Annotated in this window: 9 protein-coding genes; all 9 read left to right on the forward strand. The window is 62.6% G+C overall.

All coding sequences use genetic code 11. The features are described 5' to 3' along the window. Positions 1-90: 90 nt before the first annotated feature. Positions 91-4,161, forward strand: a complete 4,071-nt coding sequence (locus AC1A0G_RS05820) for a PD-(D/E)XK nuclease family protein (RefSeq protein ID WP_476528329.1) — start codon at positions 91-93, stop codon at positions 4,159-4,161. After that, the gene (locus AC1A0G_RS05825; protein WP_476528259.1) at positions 4,158-8,351 is read left to right on the forward strand and encodes an ATP-dependent DNA helicase; all 4,194 of its coding nucleotides are present in this window, start codon (positions 4,158-4,160) and stop codon (positions 8,349-8,351) included. Before AC1A0G_RS05820 ends, AC1A0G_RS05825 begins: the two co-directional genes overlap by 4 nt. A gap of 146 nt (positions 8,352-8,497) precedes the next feature. After that, the gene (locus tag AC1A0G_RS05830) at positions 8,498-9,148 is read left to right on the forward strand and encodes a GNAT family N-acetyltransferase (RefSeq protein ID WP_476528260.1); all 651 of its coding nucleotides are present in this window, start codon (positions 8,498-8,500) and stop codon (positions 9,146-9,148) included. A 110-nt stretch (positions 9,149-9,258) separates the two neighbouring features. Further along, positions 9,259-10,440, forward strand: coding sequence for an MFS transporter (locus AC1A0G_RS05835; protein WP_476528330.1), 1,182 nt, complete (start codon positions 9,259-9,261; stop codon positions 10,438-10,440). A gap of 207 nt (positions 10,441-10,647) precedes the next feature. Next, positions 10,648-11,400, forward strand: coding sequence for a 4-hydroxy-tetrahydrodipicolinate reductase (gene dapB / locus AC1A0G_RS05840; protein ID WP_476528262.1), 753 nt, complete (start codon positions 10,648-10,650; stop codon positions 11,398-11,400). Positions 11,401-11,544: 144 nt separating this feature from the next. Further along, entirely contained in the window at positions 11,545-12,435 is an 891-nt protein-coding gene (gene dapA / locus AC1A0G_RS05845; RefSeq protein WP_476528263.1) for a 4-hydroxy-tetrahydrodipicolinate synthase, read from the forward strand. Between the two features lie 220 nt (positions 12,436-12,655). After that, the gene (locus AC1A0G_RS05850) at positions 12,656-14,587 is read left to right on the forward strand and encodes a ribonuclease J (protein WP_476528331.1); all 1,932 of its coding nucleotides are present in this window, start codon (positions 12,656-12,658) and stop codon (positions 14,585-14,587) included. An 87-nt stretch (positions 14,588-14,674) separates the two neighbouring features. Next, positions 14,675-17,284: an aminopeptidase N gene (gene pepN, locus AC1A0G_RS05855; RefSeq protein ID WP_476528265.1), complete on the forward strand. Its 2,610-nt coding sequence runs from the start codon at positions 14,675-14,677 to the stop codon at positions 17,282-17,284. Between the two features lie 656 nt (positions 17,285-17,940). After that, positions 17,941-20,349: a hypothetical protein gene (locus tag AC1A0G_RS05860; protein ID WP_476528267.1), complete on the forward strand. Its 2,409-nt coding sequence runs from the start codon at positions 17,941-17,943 to the stop codon at positions 20,347-20,349. Positions 20,350-20,425 lie beyond the last annotated feature (76 nt).

Genomic DNA, 20,425 nt, shown 5'->3' on the forward strand with positions numbered 1-20,425 from the left:
TAGTGGACGCGGATACCGGGGAGGGGCTTCCTTACCCTGAATGGCATGAACGGGAACGAGCCTGAACTTCACTACGAGCTGCACGACGGCATGCGGCGCGACGACGCGGTCGTGACGGTGGACGACGTCCTCGGTCTGCTGGACGGCAAGCGCGGGGAAACGCTGCTGGTGGCCGGCCCGCCGGCAAGCGGCAAAACATCGTTCGCGTTCGACGTGCTTGTTCACGGGCTTCTGCGTGGCGCCGGGGCGTCGGTGATGACGGTATCCGACCGCCACACGGCGGATCTGCTCAGCGACAACGTGATTCGACGCCTGGGCTCATCCCAACAGGCACGTCCGGTCACCACGCTGTCGGCGGTCGCGTTCCGGCTCATCTCGTCGGTACGCAAACGCGAAGGCGAGGCATTGCCAAGACTGCTCAACGGCGCGGAACAGGATGCGCTGCTCAAGCGGGTGACCGAAACGCACCACAGTCACGTATTGACCGGAGAACTGTGCGATACCTGCCTGTTGCTACGGGACTATTTCGGTGCCGACGACTGGTCGAATGTGATGTTCGGCGGTCTTGGCAAACGGCAAGCGGGCAACGGCTCGGACGGGGATGATGAGGAGCCGGGCGCCAGCCGGGGCGTCGGGGATTCGTTCGTCATGCAGTTGCGAGACATGATCTCGCGCATGAACGAATTGGGCGTCACGGAATCGGCCGAGCCGAACATCCTGAATGCGCTGGGGAACTGGTCGCCCCATATCGAACGTCTTCGGGTGCAATGGAGACTCGCCTTCGCCTTGAGGCGGCAATACCGGCAGATGGTCGAACAAGCGTATCCGCACGAATTCAGGCTCGATTCGTCCAGGCTGCTGGTGGAAGGGGCCGTCGCCGCGGCCAGGATCACGGAAGACGAATTGCCGCGCCTCATGGTGATCGACGATTTCCAGGACCTCACCTTGGCCGGATTCGGCTTCCTGCACACGCTCCACGAACGCGGAACGAACCTGGTCCTGGTCGGCAACCCCGATGAATCGGTGCAGACATTCAGAGGCTCCTACCCGGAGTATCTGTTCGCCCAGGCACGAGAACGGTTCGGCGCAAAGGCGCTGCGCATCGACGAAGCGAGGGCCGGCGACTCCGTCGCAATCGCCACGTACAAAGACCTGGTCGAATCACGCGTGTCACTGTCCATCCATTCCGCCGTGGACGACGACGTGCCGTTGCCGTCCCGCCCCGGCAAACTGCCGCAGCTGCCGGGCAGCCTGCCCATCGAAACGTTGGACGGCGCCGATCCCATGCCGCGCGACCACAGCATCGTCACGTCGATGTACCGCAGCGAAAGCGAGGAACTCGACGATGTCGTCTGGCATATCAAGCGGGCGCATCTGCATGATGGCCAGGCATGGAACGACATGGCGGTGATCGCGCACGACAACGCCACCATACGGCGCTTCGGAGAACGATTGCGCCGGGACGGGGTGCCTGTCCGGTATTCGTCGGTGACCAGGCCGCTCAAGGACGAACCGTTCGTCCAAGGACTGTTCGCGCTGCTCGAACTCGCCGACCTGCGCAACCGGCCACCGGGCGACATGACGATGAGCCTGTCGCAGACGTCCGCATTCATCCGATCCCGCGTCGCCACGCTGATGGGCAGCCCCCTGATCGGTATAGGCGTCGATCGCAACCATGAAGGACGCCCTGCACGACTGGCCGGGGTCGAAGCCGCAATGGGGTCCCTCGGAGCATTGTCGGGCGTGCTCGACGATGATTCCGACTCGTCGGACGAGCAGCAGATTCCGCTGCGATCACTGGTCAAGCAATGGGATGCGTTACGCGACGGTGTGACGGAAACGCATGACGCCAAGCCGGTGGCCTACGATGATTCGCTGGTGGACGAGACCGCGCTCGCCGGAGACGACCTGCCGTTCGGCATGGACGCGCTGTATCTGATGCTGGAATTCGGCGATGCCGATGCCGTGCTTGCATCCATCCAATCGGTGTGCGGCGGCGATCCCCATGCCAAGGCGTTCGCCCATGTGTGGAATCTGGTGCGACGTGTGGCTGCCGGGTTGCGCGACCTGCCGTCACGGGAACCCCAGTATGCCTTGGCGTTGGCTTGGGACGCGTGCGGTGTCGCGGCACGCTGGCAACGTGAGGCGCTCAACAACACCGATGCCGGACGGAGCGCCAACAACCGTCTGGATACGGCGATGCGCCTGTTCGATTACGCCGCCGGTGCCGCCGCCGGAGACTGGCGTGATTTTCTCGACCGGATACGGCAGATGCGCATCGAGGCCGATTCGCTGGCCAAGGTCGCGCCGGTCGATCAGGCCGTCACGCTCACCACTCCGGCCGGAGCGGCCGGCCGGTACTGGCAGCTGGTGTGGATGCCTGCGTTGCAGCAGGGAATATGGCCGAATCTCGCCGCACGCAACACCATGCTCGGCGGCGAGGACCTGGCCGACATGATGCTGTTCGGACATATTGCCGACGGCACTGGAGGCCAGTTCGATTCGGGACTGGCCGTCGTGTTGGCCTCGGAGCAGAAAAGCCTGCTGGTCGCCTTGACCCGCAGTCTTCGGCAAGTATCCATCAGCGCCGTATACAACGACGATCTGACCCCGTCCGATTTCCTCTACGGTTATCTTCCGGAACGGTTCGACCGGCAACGCGACGCCCAGCCCGGCCAGCGCGAATATACGTCAATCGCCGAAACCGATCGATTCAACGGTCTGGACTCGACCGTGCGAGGCATCGTGGCATCCGCTCGAACGGCATTGGTGACCGGCTCGGAACATTCCCCGGAACACAGGGACGCAATCGACGCGCTGCGGCTGCTCGCCGAACACGGTGTCGATGCCGCCGATCCTCGCACTTGGCCGTTCGTGAACGCCGATGGCATCGCATCCGACCGTCATGCCGGCGGCAAGGAAACCGCGACGGCCGACGGCACCGCGGCCAAGCCGCCCGTCGTCGTATTGTCGCCTTCCGACGTGGACAACATCTGGGCCTGCCCGGTGTGCTGGCTGATGGACCGCCGGTTCACCGGTCCTCGGGCCGGCAGCGTCTCCGCATCGTTCGGTTCGCTGATCCACGCCGTCGCCCAACGGGCCAGCGAGGAAGGATTGGACCTGCCGTCGGCGTTCCCCGATCTGACGGCCGATCAGCGTCGGCAAGCCGTGGCAGATCGCATGATGAGCATCTATCACGAGCTGGCGGAGCCGCCGTCGACCTTCATGGATGCGGTCAGCCGATACAACGCCCTGCACAAGGACGCTTCCGCGCAAACGGTGCTCGGCAACATCGCCGCATACTTCGTGGCTTCGAACACCACGGAATATCCGTCCGGCAACGTCGGGACCATCGAGGTCGGCACTTTGCGGTCCGCCGAATGCGAACGCTCCTTCTCCGCACGGTTCTCGCTGGACGACATCGTCGCCGCCTACAATGCCGTCAACGGCGCGGTGCCGGTCGACTCAGACGAGCTGATGGCCATCATGGGTGCTCTGGTCGGCGGCTGGCCCGAGGCGATGGACAAGTCCATGACGATTCGTCTGACCGGCCGTATCGACCGGCTCGAACACCGTATATTGCCGGACGGCAGCGAACAGATACGTCTGATCGACTACAAGACAGGATCGGTGCCTCCGGTCAAGGCGATATTCAACGATCTGCAGCTGGTGTGCTACCAGCTGGGCCTCGCGTTCCCGGAAGGTCGCATGCCGGACAACGGCAGCCGCAGCGGTGCGCCGCGTGTCGCGCAAAGCGTGCTGTTCCACGTGATGTCCAACGATGCGCCGGCCAAGAGCTACGGTCAGGAAAGCCTGTATCAGCCGGCGTTGTTCCAAGGCCGGTCGCTCAACGCCGACGTGTTCGCCGGCCGATACCATTACCAGAAGCCGTCGGTGGTCATGGATGTTCCCGAACTGCCGCAGGAGCCGCCGGCGGGAGTCGGGGAAGCGGCGTGGAAATCGTTCCTCGAGCTGCGCGGCACCCAGGCGGTATGGTCGCTGACCATGATCGCCCGCGTGTTCTATGCCGCGGCCGCCAGTCGATCCACGGTATTGGAAGCACGGCCGCAGCCGTCCCACGTCAAGCATTGCCGTCTGAAGTCGGTGTGCCCGGCCTGCGCAGGACAGATCGACACCGTCTTTGAAACGAGGCAGTCATGAGCCGATTCACCGATAGCGCCGAACAGTCGCGGATCATTCATGCGCCCGTGAACGAGAACGTGCTGGTGGTTGCCGGTGCGGGCAGCGGCAAGACCTACACGATGACGCGGCGCATCACCACGCTGATCGAACAGGGCGTGTCCCCGGAGCGCATCCTCGGCCTGACCTTCACCCGCAAGGCCGCTTCCGAACTGTTGGCTCGCGTATCGGCACAGACCGGTGCCTTAGGCGGCGCATCGCGTCCGGGCGGCATGTTCCTCAAACCGGAGGTGATGACATACGACGCGTTCTTCCAGTCGATCGTACGCCAATACGGTCTGCTGGTCGGATTCGACCGGGATACGCAGCCGTTGAGCGACGCCGGAGCGATCAGTCTGGCCTCCGTGGTGATCGACCGGCATCAGGATCTGCTGCTCACCTACGATTTCGGTTCGTTCAACGCCGTCGTGAGCAAGGTGCTTGATCTGTCGCATGCGATCGGCAATGCGATGATCGGCGGCGACGTCTCCACCGTGGACGAGGCGATCGCTCGTATCCGCACATGGGATCAGGACTTCCTGCGGCAGCTGGACGAGGCGATCGGCGCGCGGCCGGTGCCGCAGGACATGCCCAAGCCCAAGGCGCCCAAACCCGGTAAGAAGGGCAAGGACGCCAAGTATCTCGCCAAGCTCGAGGCCTACCGTGCCGATCTGGAAGACCTATGCGTATGGCGGTGCGACGCCTTGCGCGAGGTCGTACGCCGGCGTGAAGCCCTGCTCGGCCTGGTGGAGGAGTACGAACAGGAGAAACGTCGTCAGAACATGGCGGAATTCAGCGATTTCACGGTCGCCGCCTACCGTCTGGTGTCGCGGTTCCCCTCGATCGCGGCCCGATACCGCCGTCGGTACACGCATGTGCTGCTGGACGAGTATCAGGACACGTCCACCACACAGGCCATGCTGCTTGCCGCGCTGTTCCATGCGGATGCGGCAGCCGGAACCGATACCGCACGCGCGACGAAGACGCCGGCGGACGCGGCGTCCCTGGCCGTTGCCGCGCAGACGGCGGGGGCGAGATCCGGCGTCTCATCCTGCGTGAGCGCGGTCGGCGATCCGTTCCAGTCGATCTACGCGTGGCGAGGAGCCAGTCCGGGCGCGTTCCGCATGTTCCAGCAGGATTTCGACATGCCGTCGGACGTGCGGCCGTACCCGCTGAGCGTGACGCGACGCAACCCGCGCATCGTGCTCGAGGCGGCCAACAATCTGACGCTTCCCCTGCGATTGCCGGCGAAACGCGTCAGCAGTTCGATGATGCGCGAAGTCGACGTGACCGAACTCTCACCGGTGAACGACGCGCCGACCGGTACGATCGGCGTGCTGGGATTCGACACGTTCGGCCAAGAGGTCGACGCGGTGGCCCGATTCGTGCGGCAGGCGGTCAAGGCCTACGCGTTCCGTGACAAGGACGGCAGTCCGACCGACACGCAGGATACGCATCCCCATGTGGCCGTGCTGTTCCGCGGCAAAAACCGGATGGCGGCATTCGCGCAAGGATTGGAACAGGCCGGGCTGACGACGCTGGTCGTCGGACATTCCGCGTTATTGGAACGCCCTGACATGCAGGATCTGATGGCGGTCCTGCACGCGGTGGCCGACCACACCGATGCCGACGCGATGATGCGGCTGCTCGCCACGCCGCGTTTCGGTCTCGGTGCCGAAGACCTGACCGCGTTGGCGTCGCTGGCGGACCGACTGGACACGCAGTACCGGTATCGCGCATTGATCGAAGCCGGACTGATCGAACCGGAGACGGACGGCGACGCGACGGATCGTCGTCGTCAGGCCGACGTCGTGCGCGAATACCGCGACCGTGTGCCTCACGCGGTGTTCCTGATCGATCTGCTGCTGCGTGGCGATCTCGATGACCTGCTGCGGCAGGACGATGCCGTCGACGATGCGGCAGCGGCGGCCATCGGTCGTGCAGGTGCCATGCTCAGACAGGTGCAGGCCGTCGCCAATCACCCGTTGAACGAGGTGATCGAAACCGCGGTGCAGGCCCTGAACCTCGACATCGACATGATCGTCGCCCAAGCGATCGCACAGCCGGACAAACCGATCAGTGCGGCCGCCGTACGTTCCGGAGTGGATGCGATCGTCTCGCTGGTGAATACCTACACGCAGGAGATCCTCGAAGGGCAGAACCCGACCCTGAGAGGATTCATCGCATGGATCGACTCGCTCAAACAAGTCGAGGAGGAGCAGTCGACGGTGCCGGATGCGCCGGCCGACGTGGTGCTGATGACGATCCATCAGGCCAAAGGCTTGGAATGGGACGCAGTGGCCGTCGTCGGCATGGCGGCGAACGCCTTCCCCAGCGGCAAAAGCGGTCTGCGTATCAGCGAGGATGCCGATCACCCCGGTGGATGCTCACCGACGACCGGGCGTTGGGACCCACCCGAGTATCACACCGGCGTACCGACATGGCTGGACGATGAATCGGCCGTGCCGGTGCCGGTGAGGGTGGACGCCGGCATCCTGCCGAGGTTTCCGCACGACGCGGACCCGAGCGCCAGTCCGAGCGAGGCGCTGCGCATGCTGGACGACGTCGTGGTGATCGACGACGAGATCTACGGCGACATGCGCGGCGCCGACATCGGCGACGGCATGGACGAGGCCGATCCGGACAACTGGTATCTGACGCAATCCGAGGAATACGGCCGGCGGCTGCTCGCCGACGAACGGCGTCTCGCCTATGTGGCGTTGACGCGAGCCAAAAACGATGCGCTGCTCACCTATAGCCGGTACGGCGAGCCGGGACGCGATCCCCGTCCGTTGTTTGAACGGGACGGTCGTAAACCGGTCGCCGCCGGGCCGTCGCTGTTCTGGAATGAGGTGCACGATTCGTTGTGCCATCACGACGATCTGGTGCCGGTCGTGCATGCATCGCAGACGGCAGCTCAATCGCATGACGACGAGAACGTTACGGAATCGCCCTCGGAACGTCAGCAAGACGTGACGGTGCTTGCCGAAGAGACGCTGGATTCGATCGGAGCGGCCCGACCCGACGGGTTCTTCGTCGGAGAGCACGCGGCCGAGTACGAGCGGGCGATCGTGGAACAGGCATGGGCCTGTCCGTTGGAAGGACATGCCGACGACGTCGTTCTGCCATGGCCGGCTTCGCTGTCGGACGAGATGCTGGCGCGTCTGCGCTCCGGTGTCGCGGAATTGGAACGCGCATTGGCCGATGACCATGCGAAACGCGGGCAGACCGCCGATGCCGGCCTCGACATGGAGGACGAGAGCGGTTCCGTACGCGACGGCACATTGCTCTCCCGGGCGGAAATGCTGGTTGCGGACCCTGATCTCATGCCGCGTTCATATGAGAATGACGCCGAACTGGACGAGCAGGTACGCCGTCGGGCCACACATCTGCTGGCGCAGAGCCGCCAATCGGTCACCGCGCTGCAGACGAGAGCCGGACATTTGGGCAGGAAGCAGACGAGCAGCCTCTGGCGCGGCATCGTCCGGCCCGTCCCTCGCGTCGCATCCCCGGCCGCCGAAGCGGGAACGCTGTTCCATGCGTGGGCGGAACGCTTCATCACCGCGTATGACGACGAGAACACGCCCGATGATGCCTTCATTGTTTCCCCGGCCGATTCCGGCGGCGATACCGCGTTCGCGACGACGCCGGCACCGCCGTCGCGTGACATCATGCTTGAGGAACTGGCGGAGCGGGAAGCAGCGATACGAGAGGAAACCGGGGTTCCCGCCAAGGAACGTCATCTGGCCGTCTGGGAACGTCGCCTCGCCGACTCGACATGGGCGCGGCGCAGCCCGGTCTACGCCGAACGTCAGATCGTCGTCTTCATACCGCAACTGGGAGGCGGCATCGTCAACGGCAAGCTCGATGCGGTGTTCCGGGGAGGGCTCGACGAGACAGACACGACGAAACGGTTCACGATCGTCGACTGGAAAACCGGTGCCAGGCCGGTCAAACCGGACGACATCGCCGCAAAACTCATCCAGCTCGACTGGTATCGGCTGCTGCTGTCGCGGATCGAAAACCTTCCGCTGGACAGTATCGACGCCACCCTCTACTATCTGAGTGAGCCCGATGAGGGACGGCGCGAGCTTCATGCTCGCGCGAAAACTGAACAGGAGATCCTTGCCGAGTTGAGCTCCGGCATCCCGGAACAATCCGACAACGACTGACACCGCGACGAGCGCGTCGCGTGTTGCCCGCGGGAGAAAAACGCACCGCGGGCGTCGTGGACGGAGGGATGGCGCGACCCTTGGCCGGCATGTGTGGGCGGGCACACGTGCAGGACAACGACAACAATATAAGGAGCAGGAATCACATGGCTGCGACGAACGCAACCGTAACCTACCGGCGCATGGTCTGGGACGACTGTGACGCCATAGTCCGCGAATTCGACAACACGTGGGGAAACTGGTCCAGTGCGGCAGGAACCCCGGCCTCTATGGAACTGTCACGCCATTTCGTGATGCATTATCTGGAACCGGCCACGCATGCGACCATCGCCGAGCGCGACGGTCAGTTCATGGGCGTGCTGATCTCCCGCATCGCCGGCATGCCGGTCATGTTCCCCGAAGCGGGGCGTGCGCTCGCCGCCGTCGACCAATGGCTGGACCAGGACCGGAACGGCACGGACGCGCTGCGGGAAACCCTGCAATGGCATGCGCTGGAAACCGATCTGGAAGACGAGGCCCACGTCAATGAGACGACACAGGCCGAAATCGAACTGTTTCTGGTATCCGGCGCGGCCCGAGGCCACGGCGTGGGCGGCACGCTGTGGCGTGATGCGATGAGCCGTTTCGCGGCATCGGGCGTCGAACGCTACTACCTGCACACCGACTCCAGCTGCGACGTGAGCTTCTACGACCACAAGGGCCTGGATTGCCTGATCTCATGGCGCGCGGCCGACCATCCGCAATACGGCGACGACATGGACGACATCTTCATCTATGCGGGGGAGGTGCACGCGTGACATCGGCAATCAGAACGCAGGTGGCGCAATCGCCGTACGCCAGACTGTTCCGCATCCCCGGAACCAAGGCGTTCTGCGTGTGCGGCGCGGTCGCCCGTCTGCCGATCTCCATGATGGCGCTCGGCATCGTGCTCGCGCTCAACCACCTGTACGACAACTGGACGGTCGCCGGTTCGATGAGCGCCGCGTACATTCTCGCGGTCGCCGTCGTCACGCCGTTCTACGCGCGCATGTTCGACCGGTTCGGCCAACGCCGGGTCGGCTCGGTGGCCCTGACCATCCAGGTGATCGCCATGCTCGGCTTCGCCTGCGCCGCGTTGGGACGAGTGCCGATCCCCGTGCTGTTCGCACTGGCCGTCGTCATGGGCTTCACCCAGTTCTCGTTCGGCGCGCTCGTGCGCACCCGATGGGCGTACGCATTGCGCGACTCCGGCAACGAATCGTTGCTGAACACCGCGTACGCGATGGAATCCGCGATCGATGAGATCGTGTTCATCGTCGGGCCGATCCTCGCCGCGTTCCTCGCCACGTCGGTGCATCCGGTATCCCAGCTGTTCGTGCCCACCCTTGCGTGCGGCATCGGAGGCGCGGTCTTCTTCTCGCTCAAACGAACCCAGCCGCCGGCGCTCGAACAGGTCGACGTCGCGCCGGTCCGTGCGCAGGTCGGCTCGCAAGCGGACGAACTGACCATGCGCCAGCTGCGCACCGGCGCGCCGAAGGCGAAAAGCGCCCTGCTTTACCCGGGCGTCCTGCCGATCCTTGTCGTGTTCCTCGTGTTCAACATGAGCTTCACCGCGTTCGACGTGTCGGTCACCGCGTCGATGAAGGCGGCCGGCGTCGAACAATGGCTCGGCCTGCAGCTCGCCATGTTCGCCGTCGGCTCATGCATCGGCGCGGTGATCTTCGGCTCGCGCGAGATGAAAGGCTCCCACTGGCGGCATATGGTCATGTTCCTGTCCCTGCTCACGGTCGGATTCGTGCTGTTCCGCATCATGATGGACGATTTCATCGTGCTCGGCGTGCTCGAAGTGCTCGCCGGCCTGTGTGTCTCTCCCCTGTTCGCCACCGGCAACCTCATCGTCAAGGACGCGGTCCCCGCACGGTCCCTGACCGAAGGACTGTCATGGCTGACCACCGCCGGCTCGGTCGGCACTTCGTTCGGTTCGACGTTCGCCGGCACGGTACTCGACGTGGCCGGCACCCACGTGAGCATGATGATCCCGTGGATCGCCGTCGCCTGTTCGGTGCCGCTCGCCCTGCTCGGCTGGGCGCTCGCCCGCAAACGCGGCTGATCCGCGACCGCGAAGACTGACAGCGAAGAGAGACAGAACGGACAAACAGATTCGTGCAGCCGGTCATGCCGCCGGATACGAACGGTATTGACGGATGATACGTACGCCGACCGCCGCGCGTGCGGACGATACGATGGTGCACGTACTGGTACAGACGAACACGGGCCGTCGCTCACGCGGCGACGGCCCGATCCCAAGGAGGACAACATGATTCGAGTTTCCGTGGTCGGAGCCAAGGGCCGCATGGGCTCCCACGTGGTCGACGCCGTCAACAACGCCGACGACACCGAACTCGCGCTCGCGCTCGATGCGGGTGACGACCTGACCGCCATCACGCCCGACAACACCGACGTGACGGTCGAGTTCACCGTGCCGAGCGTGTCGCTCGACAATGTGCTCGCACTCGTCAAGCAGGGCGTTGACGTCGTCGTCGGCACCACCGGCTGGACCGACGACAAGCTCGCGCGGGTCAAGGCCGCGCTCGCCGAATCTCCGCGCGAGAACCAGACCGTGTTCATCGCGCCGAACTTCGCGATCTCCGCCGTGCTCGCCGACCATTTCGCCAAGGTCTCCGCCCCGTACTTCGAGTCCGCCGAAGTCATCGAACTGCATCACCCGACCAAGGTGGACGCTCCTTCCGGCACCGCCATCCACACCGCCAAGGCCATCGGCGAGGCCCGCCGCGAGGCCGGGCTCGGCGAGATGCCCGACGCGACCCAGACCGACGGCGGATCGCGCGGCCAGGTGATCGACGGCGTGCACGTGCACGCGGTGCGTCTGCGGGGCCTCAACGCCCACGAGGAGGTGCTCTTCGGCAATGCCGGCGAGCAGCTGGTCATACGCGCCGACAGCTTCGACCGCATCAGCTTCATGCCCGGCGTGCTCCTCGCCGTGCGCAAGGTGGCCTCCGGCGCATACCCGGGACTCACCGTCGGCCTCGACCACTTCCTCGACCTGTAAGCCACAGGTCGGCATACGGCACAACACGCATCGGCCGTGTCCCCGCGAGACGATATCCGTCGGGGCATGGCCGTTTCGCGTCTTGAGACGAATCATCCTCCCGCGTCCCGGCCGAGAAGTACCGTAAATCTTATGAGTGAGACGATGCATCTTCTTGATCCGGCCCCGTTCGGGCGCATTCTGCCGGCCATGGTCACCCCGATGAAATCCGATGGCTCCGTCGACTTCGACGCGGCGCAGAAACTGGCCAAGCAACTGGTCGCGGACGGTGCGGACGGCATCGTCGTCAACGGCACCACGGGCGAGTCGCCCACCACGCATATGGATGAGAAGGTCGAACTCGTCAAGGCCGTGCGTGAGGTCGTCAGCGTGCCGATCATCTCCGGTGCCGGCTCCAACGACACCGCGCACACCGTGCGTATGGTCGAGCAGACCCAGGAGGCGGGTGCCGACGCGGTGCTCGTCGTCGCGCCGTACTACTCGCGTCCGTCCCAGGAAGGTGTCTTCCAGCACTACAAGGCCGTCAACGAGTCGGCCGACAAGCCGATCATCATCTACGACGTGCCCGGTCGCACCGGTCTGCACATCCAGCTCGAAACCTACCGTCGCATGGCCGAACTCGACCACGTTACGGCCGTCAAGGACGCCACCGGCGACATCGCCGGTGCGGTCCGCAAGCGCATGGAGACCGGCCTGACCTGGTACTCTGGCGACGACGGCCTCTTCCTGCCGTTCCTGTCGGTCGGCGCGGTCGGCATCATCTCCGTGATCGCCCACGCGGCCGCCGGTCCCATGCGCGACCTCGCCAACGCGTTCGACCGCGGCGACATCCACGAAGCGCAGCGCATCGCCGTGCAGCTCGCGCCACTCGTCGAAGCGATGAACGGCAACGGCTTCCAGGCCGTCATGGCCAAGGCCGCGCTCAAGGTGCGAGGCGTCCTCGACGACACCACCATGCGCCTGCCGAACGTCGGCCCTGGCCCCGAGGAGTTCAGCCGCGCCGAAAACGGCATGAAAGCGTCCGGCCTGCTGTAAGCCATGTCGCAAGGCGGTCCCGCGAAAAGCCGGTACCGCCTTCTTTTTCTCCGTCGTTCCCAGCACAGGCGGGAACACCAAGTAACAGAAAACCAACTAGGAAATGGTCACAGAACAAGAAACCACACAACATACCGCGCGCAAGCGCACCACCAAGCGCTCCGGCGCAACCCAGCCGAGCGAATCCGAGCAGATGGCCGCGGCCCAGGCCGCCGTCGACCTGCTCGACGACCTCGGTCTCGACGATCGCAAGACCGCCAAGTCCACCCGTACCCGCAAGTCCACGAAGTCGGCCAAGTCCGCCGACCGCGAGGAGCGTGCGGAACGTGGCGAACAGTCGGAGACCAAGACCTCCGGCCGTTCCCGCTCGTCCCGGTCCTCGAGCCGCTCCCGTTCCGGCAACGCCGGTGGCCGCCGCGTCTCGCGCACCAGCCAGCCCACCGCGCCCCAGCAGGACGCCGTGCTCATCGCGCCCCCGAAGTACCGCAAGGGATCGCTGCGCATCGTGCCGCTCGGCGGCCTCGGCGAAATCGGCCGCAACATGAACGTGATCGAATACAACGGTCACCTGCTGCTCATCGACTGCGGCGTGCTCTTCCCCGAAGAGGAGCAGCCGGGCGTCGATCTGATCCTGCCGGACTTCGACTACATCAAGGACCGTCTCGACAAGGTCGAGGCGCTCGTGCTCACCCACGGCCACGAGGACCACATCGGCGGCGTGCCGTACCTGCTGAAGCTCCGCCCGGACATCCCGCTCATCGGCTCCAAGCTCACCCTCGCGTTCGTGGAGGCCAAGTGCAAGGAGCACAACCAGCACCCGACGATGGTGCCGGTCGCCGGCCGCGACAAGATGAAGGTTGGCCCGTTCAACCTCGAGTTCATCACCGTGACGCATTCGATCCCGGACGCGCTCGCCGTGTACGTGAAGACCCCGGCCGGCACGCTCATCGACACGGGCGACATCAAGCTCGACCAGCTGCCGCTCGACCATAAGATCACCGATCTCGTCGAGTTCGGCAAGATCGGCGAGCAGGGCGTGGACCTGCTGATGATGGACTCCACCAACGCCGAGGTGCCGGGCTTCGTCAAGCCGGAGACCTCGATCGGCCCGGCGCTCGACCAGGCGTTCGCGCAGGCCAGCCGCAAGATCATCGTCGCCAGCTTCTCCAGCCACGTCCACCGTGTGCAGCAGGTCGTGGACGCCGCGCACAAGTACGGCCGCAAGGTCGTCTTCGTCGGCCGTTCGATGGTGCGCAACATGTCCATCGCCGCAGACCTCGGCTACCTGCATCTGCCGGAGGACACCGTCATCGACCTGAAGCAGGCGCACGACGTGCAGGACGACAAGATCGTCTACATGTGCACCGGTTCGCAGGGCGAGCCGATGGCCGCGCTGGGACGCATCGCGGACGGCAACCACCGCGACATCACCATCAACGAGTTCGACACGGTCATCCTCGCCAGCTCCCTGATCCCGGGCAACGAGCACGAGGTGTACAAGGTCATCAACAAGCTCGTGCAACTCGGCGCGCGCGTCGTCAACCGCGACAACGCCGCAGTGCACGTCTCCGGACACTGCAACGAGGGTGAGCTGCTGTACATGTACAACATCGTCAAGCCCAAGTGCGCGATGCCGATCCACGGCGAGAACCGCCACCTGGTCGCCAACGGCCTGATCGCCGTCAAGACCGGCGTGGATCCGGACAACGTCGTGCTCGCCGAGGACGGCGACGTGGTCGACCTGTACCACGGCAAGGCCGCGGTCGTCGGCTCCGTGCCGTGCGGCTACGTGTACGTCGACGGCGACTCGATCGGCGAACTGACCGACGAGGAGCTCGAGAAGCGCCGCATCCTCGGCACCGAGGGCTTCGTGTCGAGCTTCGTGGTGGTCGATACCGACAACCGCGAAGTCGTCTCCGGTCCGAAGATCTTCCTCAACGCCGTGGCCGAGGACGAAAGCGAATTCGACAAGGTGCGCCACCAGATCGTCGAACAGTTGAACGACGCGATGATGAGCGGCACCCGCGACACGTACAAGCTGCAGCAGATCATGCGCCGCACGCTCGGCGGATGGGTCGCCCGTCAGCTGCACCGCAAGCCGATGATCGTGCCGGTCGTGGCGGACATCGCCACCGACGTGATCGAACGGTAGCCGGCGATCCACAAGTAATTTTGCACATAATCGAGGCGGCGTGACCGACACAACCGGTCACGCCGCCTCACGTTGACAAGGAGTGACATGCCAGGAGCAAATCTCACCCGCATCGAGGCCGAGGAGCGAGCAGAACTCATCCTCAAGCCGATCCACTACACCGTCGCGCTCGACCTGACCGTCGGCGCGAAGAACTTCGGTTCGACCGCCACCATCGAGTTCGACGCGAAGCCGGGCTCCACCAGCTTCCTCGACCTCATCGCCGACGAAGTGAGCGCCATCACGCTCAACGGCCAGTCCCTCGACCCGGCCACGGCCTACGCAGACAGCCGCATCGCACTGCCGAACCTCGCCGAGCACAACACGGTCACCGTCACCGCGCTGTGCCGCTACTCGAACACCGGCGAGGGCCTGCACCGCAGTGTCGACCCGTCCGACGGCAACGTGTACCTGTACTCCCAGTTCGAGGTGCCGGACGCCCGCCGCGTCTACGCCGTGTTCGACCAGCCCGATCTCAAGGCCACGTTCGACTTCTCCGTGCTCGCCGCCTCGAGCTGGATCGTCACCTCGAACATGCCGGTCAAGTCCGTCACCGCCACCGACCGCACGACCGCGGAAGGCGCGCTCGGCGACCATGAGGCCGAAACCGCCAAGGAATGGGTGTTCGAGACCACGCCGACCATGAGCTCCTACCTGACCGCGATCTGCGCCGGCCCGTACGCCGAATGGCACACCGCCTACCGCAACGAGGACGGCCGCGTCGTGCCGATGGCCCAGTACTGCCGCCGCTCGCTCGCCGACGCGTTCGCCAAGGACGTCGACTACCTGTTCGACATCACCAAGAAGGGCTTCGCGTTCTACGACAAGACGTGGGGCGTGCCGTACCCGTACGCCAAGTTCGACCAGATCTACGTGCCCGAATACAACGCGGGCGCGATGGAGAACATCGGCATGGTCACCATCCGCGACTCCTACGTGTTCGACTCCAAGGTGACCGACGCGCTCGCCGAACGCCGCGTCGTCACCGTCCTGCACGAGCTTGCCCACATGTGGTTCGGCGACTACGTGACCATGAAGTGGTGGAACGACCTGTGGCTCAACGAGTCCTTCGCCGAGTTCACGTCCACGCTCGCCACCGCCGAGGCGACCGAATGGCATGACGCATGGGCCACGTTCTGCTCCGGTGAGAAGAGCTGGGCGCTGCGTCAGGACCAGCTGTCGACCACCCATCCGATCGTCGCCCCGATCAACGATCTCAACGACACGTACGTCAACTTCGACGGCATCACCTACGCCAAGGGTGCCTCCGTCCTCAAGCAGCTCGCGTTCTACGTGGGCCGCGACAAGTTCTTCAAGGGCATCAACGCGTACCTCAACAAGCACGCGTATTCCAACGCGACGCTCGCCGACTTGCTGGGCGAACTGGAACTGACCTCCGGCCGCGATCTCAAGGCGTGGAGCGCGCAGTGGCTCGAACAGTCCGGCATCAACACGATCACCACGCAGGTCAAGACCGCCGCGGACGGCACGATCGAGCAGCTCACGCTCAAGCAGACCGCGCCGATCGAACATCCCGTGCTGCGTTCGCACCGTCTCGCCGTCGGCTTCTACAACGAGGACCCGGCGACTGGCAAGATCGTGCGCACCGACCGTTTCGAACTTGACGTGGACGGCGAGACGACCGTCGTCGCCGAGGCCGCCGGCAAGGCCCGTCCGTCGCTGATCCTCGTGAACGACGACGACCTGACGTACACCAAGCTGCGTTTCGACGACGCGTCGCTCAAGTTCGCGATCGAGAACCTGCACCGCTTCGACGACGCGCTCGCCCGCGCCGTGATCTGGCTCGCGCTGTGGGACATGACCCGTGACGGCGAACTGGCGGCGACCGAGTTCGTCGACACGACGCTGCGTCTGCTCGCCACCGAAACCGAGTCGACCACGTTCCGCTACGCGCTCGCCTGCATGAGCACCGCCGCATGGCACTACACCGCGCCGCTCGCCCGTGCGTCCGTCATCGAGCATGTCGCCGCCGAGCTGTGGAAGCTCGCCTCTGCTGCGCCGGCCGGCTCCGACCAGCAGTTCCAGCTCGCCACCGCCTACCTCGGCTACGGCGAGGAGGGCGACGAGGCGTTCGCCGCGAACGCGAAGGGTCTGCTCGACGGTTCCGTCAAGCTCGACGGCCTCGAGATCGACAACAACTTCACGTGGACGCTCGTCAACGCGCTCGCCTCGGTGAACGTGTTCGGTGAGGCCGACATCGACGCGCAGCTCGCCAAGCGCGACACCACCGAGAACCGCGAGTTCGCCTACGGCGCGCGTGCGGTGCGCGGCACGGCCGAGGCGAAGGCGTGGGCGTGGGATCAGGCCCTCAACAACGACGAGCTGACCAACTCGCAGCTCGAGGCCGTGGCCCGCGGATTCGCCGCGACCCCGCGCGCCGACCTGGCCGAGCCATACGCCGAGCGGTACTTCGCGACCGTCGACTGGATCTGGGAGCACAAGACGTTCCACATGGCCGAGGCGCTGCTCGAGGGCCTGTACCCGGGCTACGCCGATCCGGCCGCGCTGGTCGAGCTCGGTAACGAGTGGCTCGCCAGCCACGAGACCGCCGACAACGCGCTGCAGCGCATCATCCGCAGCAACGTCGAGTCCTCGCAGCGCACCCTCAAGGTCCGCGACTTCAACGCGGCGCTGTAATTGAGTCTACGGCTGAAAGTGGCCGATGAACTGAGATGACGGCGTTGCCGGTGTCGATCGATGCCGGCAACGCCGTTTTTTGTTGCCGAAAGGGCCGATACGACGGCGATGAGACAAAGATCGCATGATAGTTCTCGCCGGTTGTGTCATACTTCGTCGGAATGACGGGAAACCGGCAGGGTGTGGCATGATACGGTGTCACGCCTCGGAGATTGTGCAGGTTTTCTCGGTTGTGTGACAGGAACGCTGTCTGCAAGGAGTAGAGGCTCTGTGCCAAATTGGCGTAATTCCAAGGATTCTTGGTTTTCGACTCTGTCACGCTTCGCTGCTTTCACGCCAATCCGACATGGCGTGACAAATCTGCTGTCACACTACGTCAGCATCATCCGTTTTCCCTAAAGTGTGACAAGGCGATTCAGTGTCTTCGAAATATCATGTCCGCGGATACTACCGTGACTGCAACAAGTCCTGGTAATTCCTGGAACTCTTTTCACTCAGCATCGGCTGTGAAGAGCAGGGCATTCGTCAGAGCCGACATGCTTACTGATAATGCTTGTGAGTCAAGTTGCCGCCGCTTTTTGACTTGCATTCGTTATCTGTGTGCTGTTATATGGATGAAGCGGATGTTTGTTAGCTCGACGTGGAGGTGAACGAATATGGCTTCAAGCGAATTAGAAGCATGGTCTGGCCGACGTGTCAGCTTGCCTATGACGTATGAGATTCGTCCGCTGGGCAAGAAGCAGCTTCCTGCCGGGGCAATGGCTGATGCCTATGTACCAGATGACGGCGTGCATATCGAATATATCGAGGAAACCATCGATCGATCAGTTACGGATGATGATTCGCTTGATTATAAGATTGCCGCAGCCTGCGGCGTGCTTTCCGGCGCGATCGATTCGTTTTTTACTGGTGCCTTTTCCTTGGACCGGGCTAATGAATGGGGAAGCACAGTAGCGGATGAAATCGTTATACGTATAGCCAAGTATGAAGGATTTCCAGGTGACGCCCTTGCTGGCGCAATCTCGTTTTTAGAACGCAATCATCCATTTGCTGGAGATGCGGCAACCGCTGAATTCGGAGGTGGTCTACAGCATCATCTGCGTGATTTTTCGCATCATTTTTCAGTGGGAGGGCTGTTCTTTTCACTGCTTACGCAATTTACCGGACGGGTATTCGGAACGGACGCTCATGGCGTATTTATTGCCGTTAATGTTCAAGATTCGTCACTTATCGGCAAGGATCTGACACAAAAACTATTTTTAGGCACAGTCAACTGGCTCCTGCATATGGCCAGTGATATGGCAGGATCAAGCGGCACTCCGGGGAAGGGCACTGGTATTCCAGGGCCGCTGCTGTCTCTGATCAAAGAAATGTCCACATTGCCGATCTTCAAGGATGCCATGCTTAAGGACGGCGGATTACGTCAATATGTAGCCAAACTATTTAACGGCACGTTGTTGAAAACTGTTAGTGAAGACGGAGAAAAGACATATCGACGATTTAACCTGCGCACCGAGATTGGACTGATTGGTGAGATCGGACGTCAAGCCATTCCAGTGCTTTGCTGCGAATGCATGGTACGGGCATGCTATGCAGTACATCATCTGTATCATGAAATCCAAACGTCAAATGTACGGTCAATTTCTGATTTAAACGGCCTTAATTGGGAAAAGGTGCTGCCGTTCAACAATCATCAGGTTGCACGGATGATCACCATTGCATCGGGTGTATTCAGCGTCATAGACATTGCCGACGCAACAATACGCTCGGTGATCAGTAACGGTCCATCCGTAAGTAGTAAATCCATCGTCGATTTTGCGTTGAACATCAATTATATTGGTCTCATTCGTTTCGGACTTGCTGTTGCGGTTGATGTCAAGATGATATGGGAATCACGAAATTCGGGTACCGAACAACAGGCTGGATCGGAATTTGAGCGCGCTGTAAGCGGGTTTGAATATCTTGTGCTGAACCAAGAGCAGACGGAGATCCTGTATTCAATGGAACGTTTGGCTGTGTCTATGGACATTGAGCGGTCCAAACAACGTGACACTCGTCTGAAAGAGAATTGGCTGGACCAGTGGACAAGCATGTTGCCTAAGCAATATGTGTTATTGAGCCAGGATGGAATCAAACGGCGCGTCAAAAAGCTCAACAGCGCTGGCAGTGATGTGTGGTTACATCTGGTGGCGTTGGAATTATCCCAGTTTATTCCGTACATGTCTCTTACGGGGAATGATCAGGAGAGATGGAAGAGCCTTAAGTTTGACGACACATGCCGAGATGATGTATTTCGTATGATTGCGCCGGAATTCGGTAATCATGCATGTTCAAAGATGAATAAGGAATTCAATCGCAGTCGTGACTCCATTGATGGCAATGGTCGTCGGAAGATTGCAGCTGCTGTCGGAACAGTGGCGGTTGTCGCCGGTACTGCGGGAACGGCTGCGGTTTTCGCGCCAGTCATCGCACCGGTCATTGCGGGCTACACTGCAAGTACTGCGGTGGCTGGATTGTCTGGAGCGGCGTTGACTAGCGCTAGTTTGGCGGCGCTCGGGGGTGGTGCGTTAGCCGCGGGCGGATTCGGTATGGCTGGCGGCACTGCGGTGATTGCCGGAGGCGGGGTGGTTCTTGGTCTTACCGGAAGTGGCGGAGTTGCCGCAATCTTCAGACTCATAAAAGACGAGTCAGGAGTATATACACTCCAAGAATGTTCGAAGTTGCTGACTTTCTGTCGCAACGTTCTGATCCATCGAGACGGCGGGGATCAGATAGTGGAGTGTGTCCGTCGGCGTCTCATAATGCAGATAAGCCAAGTTAATGATAGGCGTTCTGTACTTTCTGGAATGGCTTCATCGCAAAAGACCGGCGATGACGCTCATGCTGGAAAGACTGGTCGGGAGTCGAAAAAGCTCATCAAGAAAGACATTGAGATTCTGGATAAAAGTCTGAAATATCTGCGTCGATGTGAACGCCAGCTATACAAATTAGTAAAAGGTCGGAAGGATTCCGATACTGCGGAGGGTGACTGGGACACCTCTCTCACAGCGGAGGAATTCGACTGAAATGGAATGAATATATCGTGGATTCTGCAGACGATAAACTATTCTCCCGTCAATGAAGTCGTTCGAGACTGTAATG

The organism is Bifidobacterium sp. LH_230 (assembly GCF_056357555.1).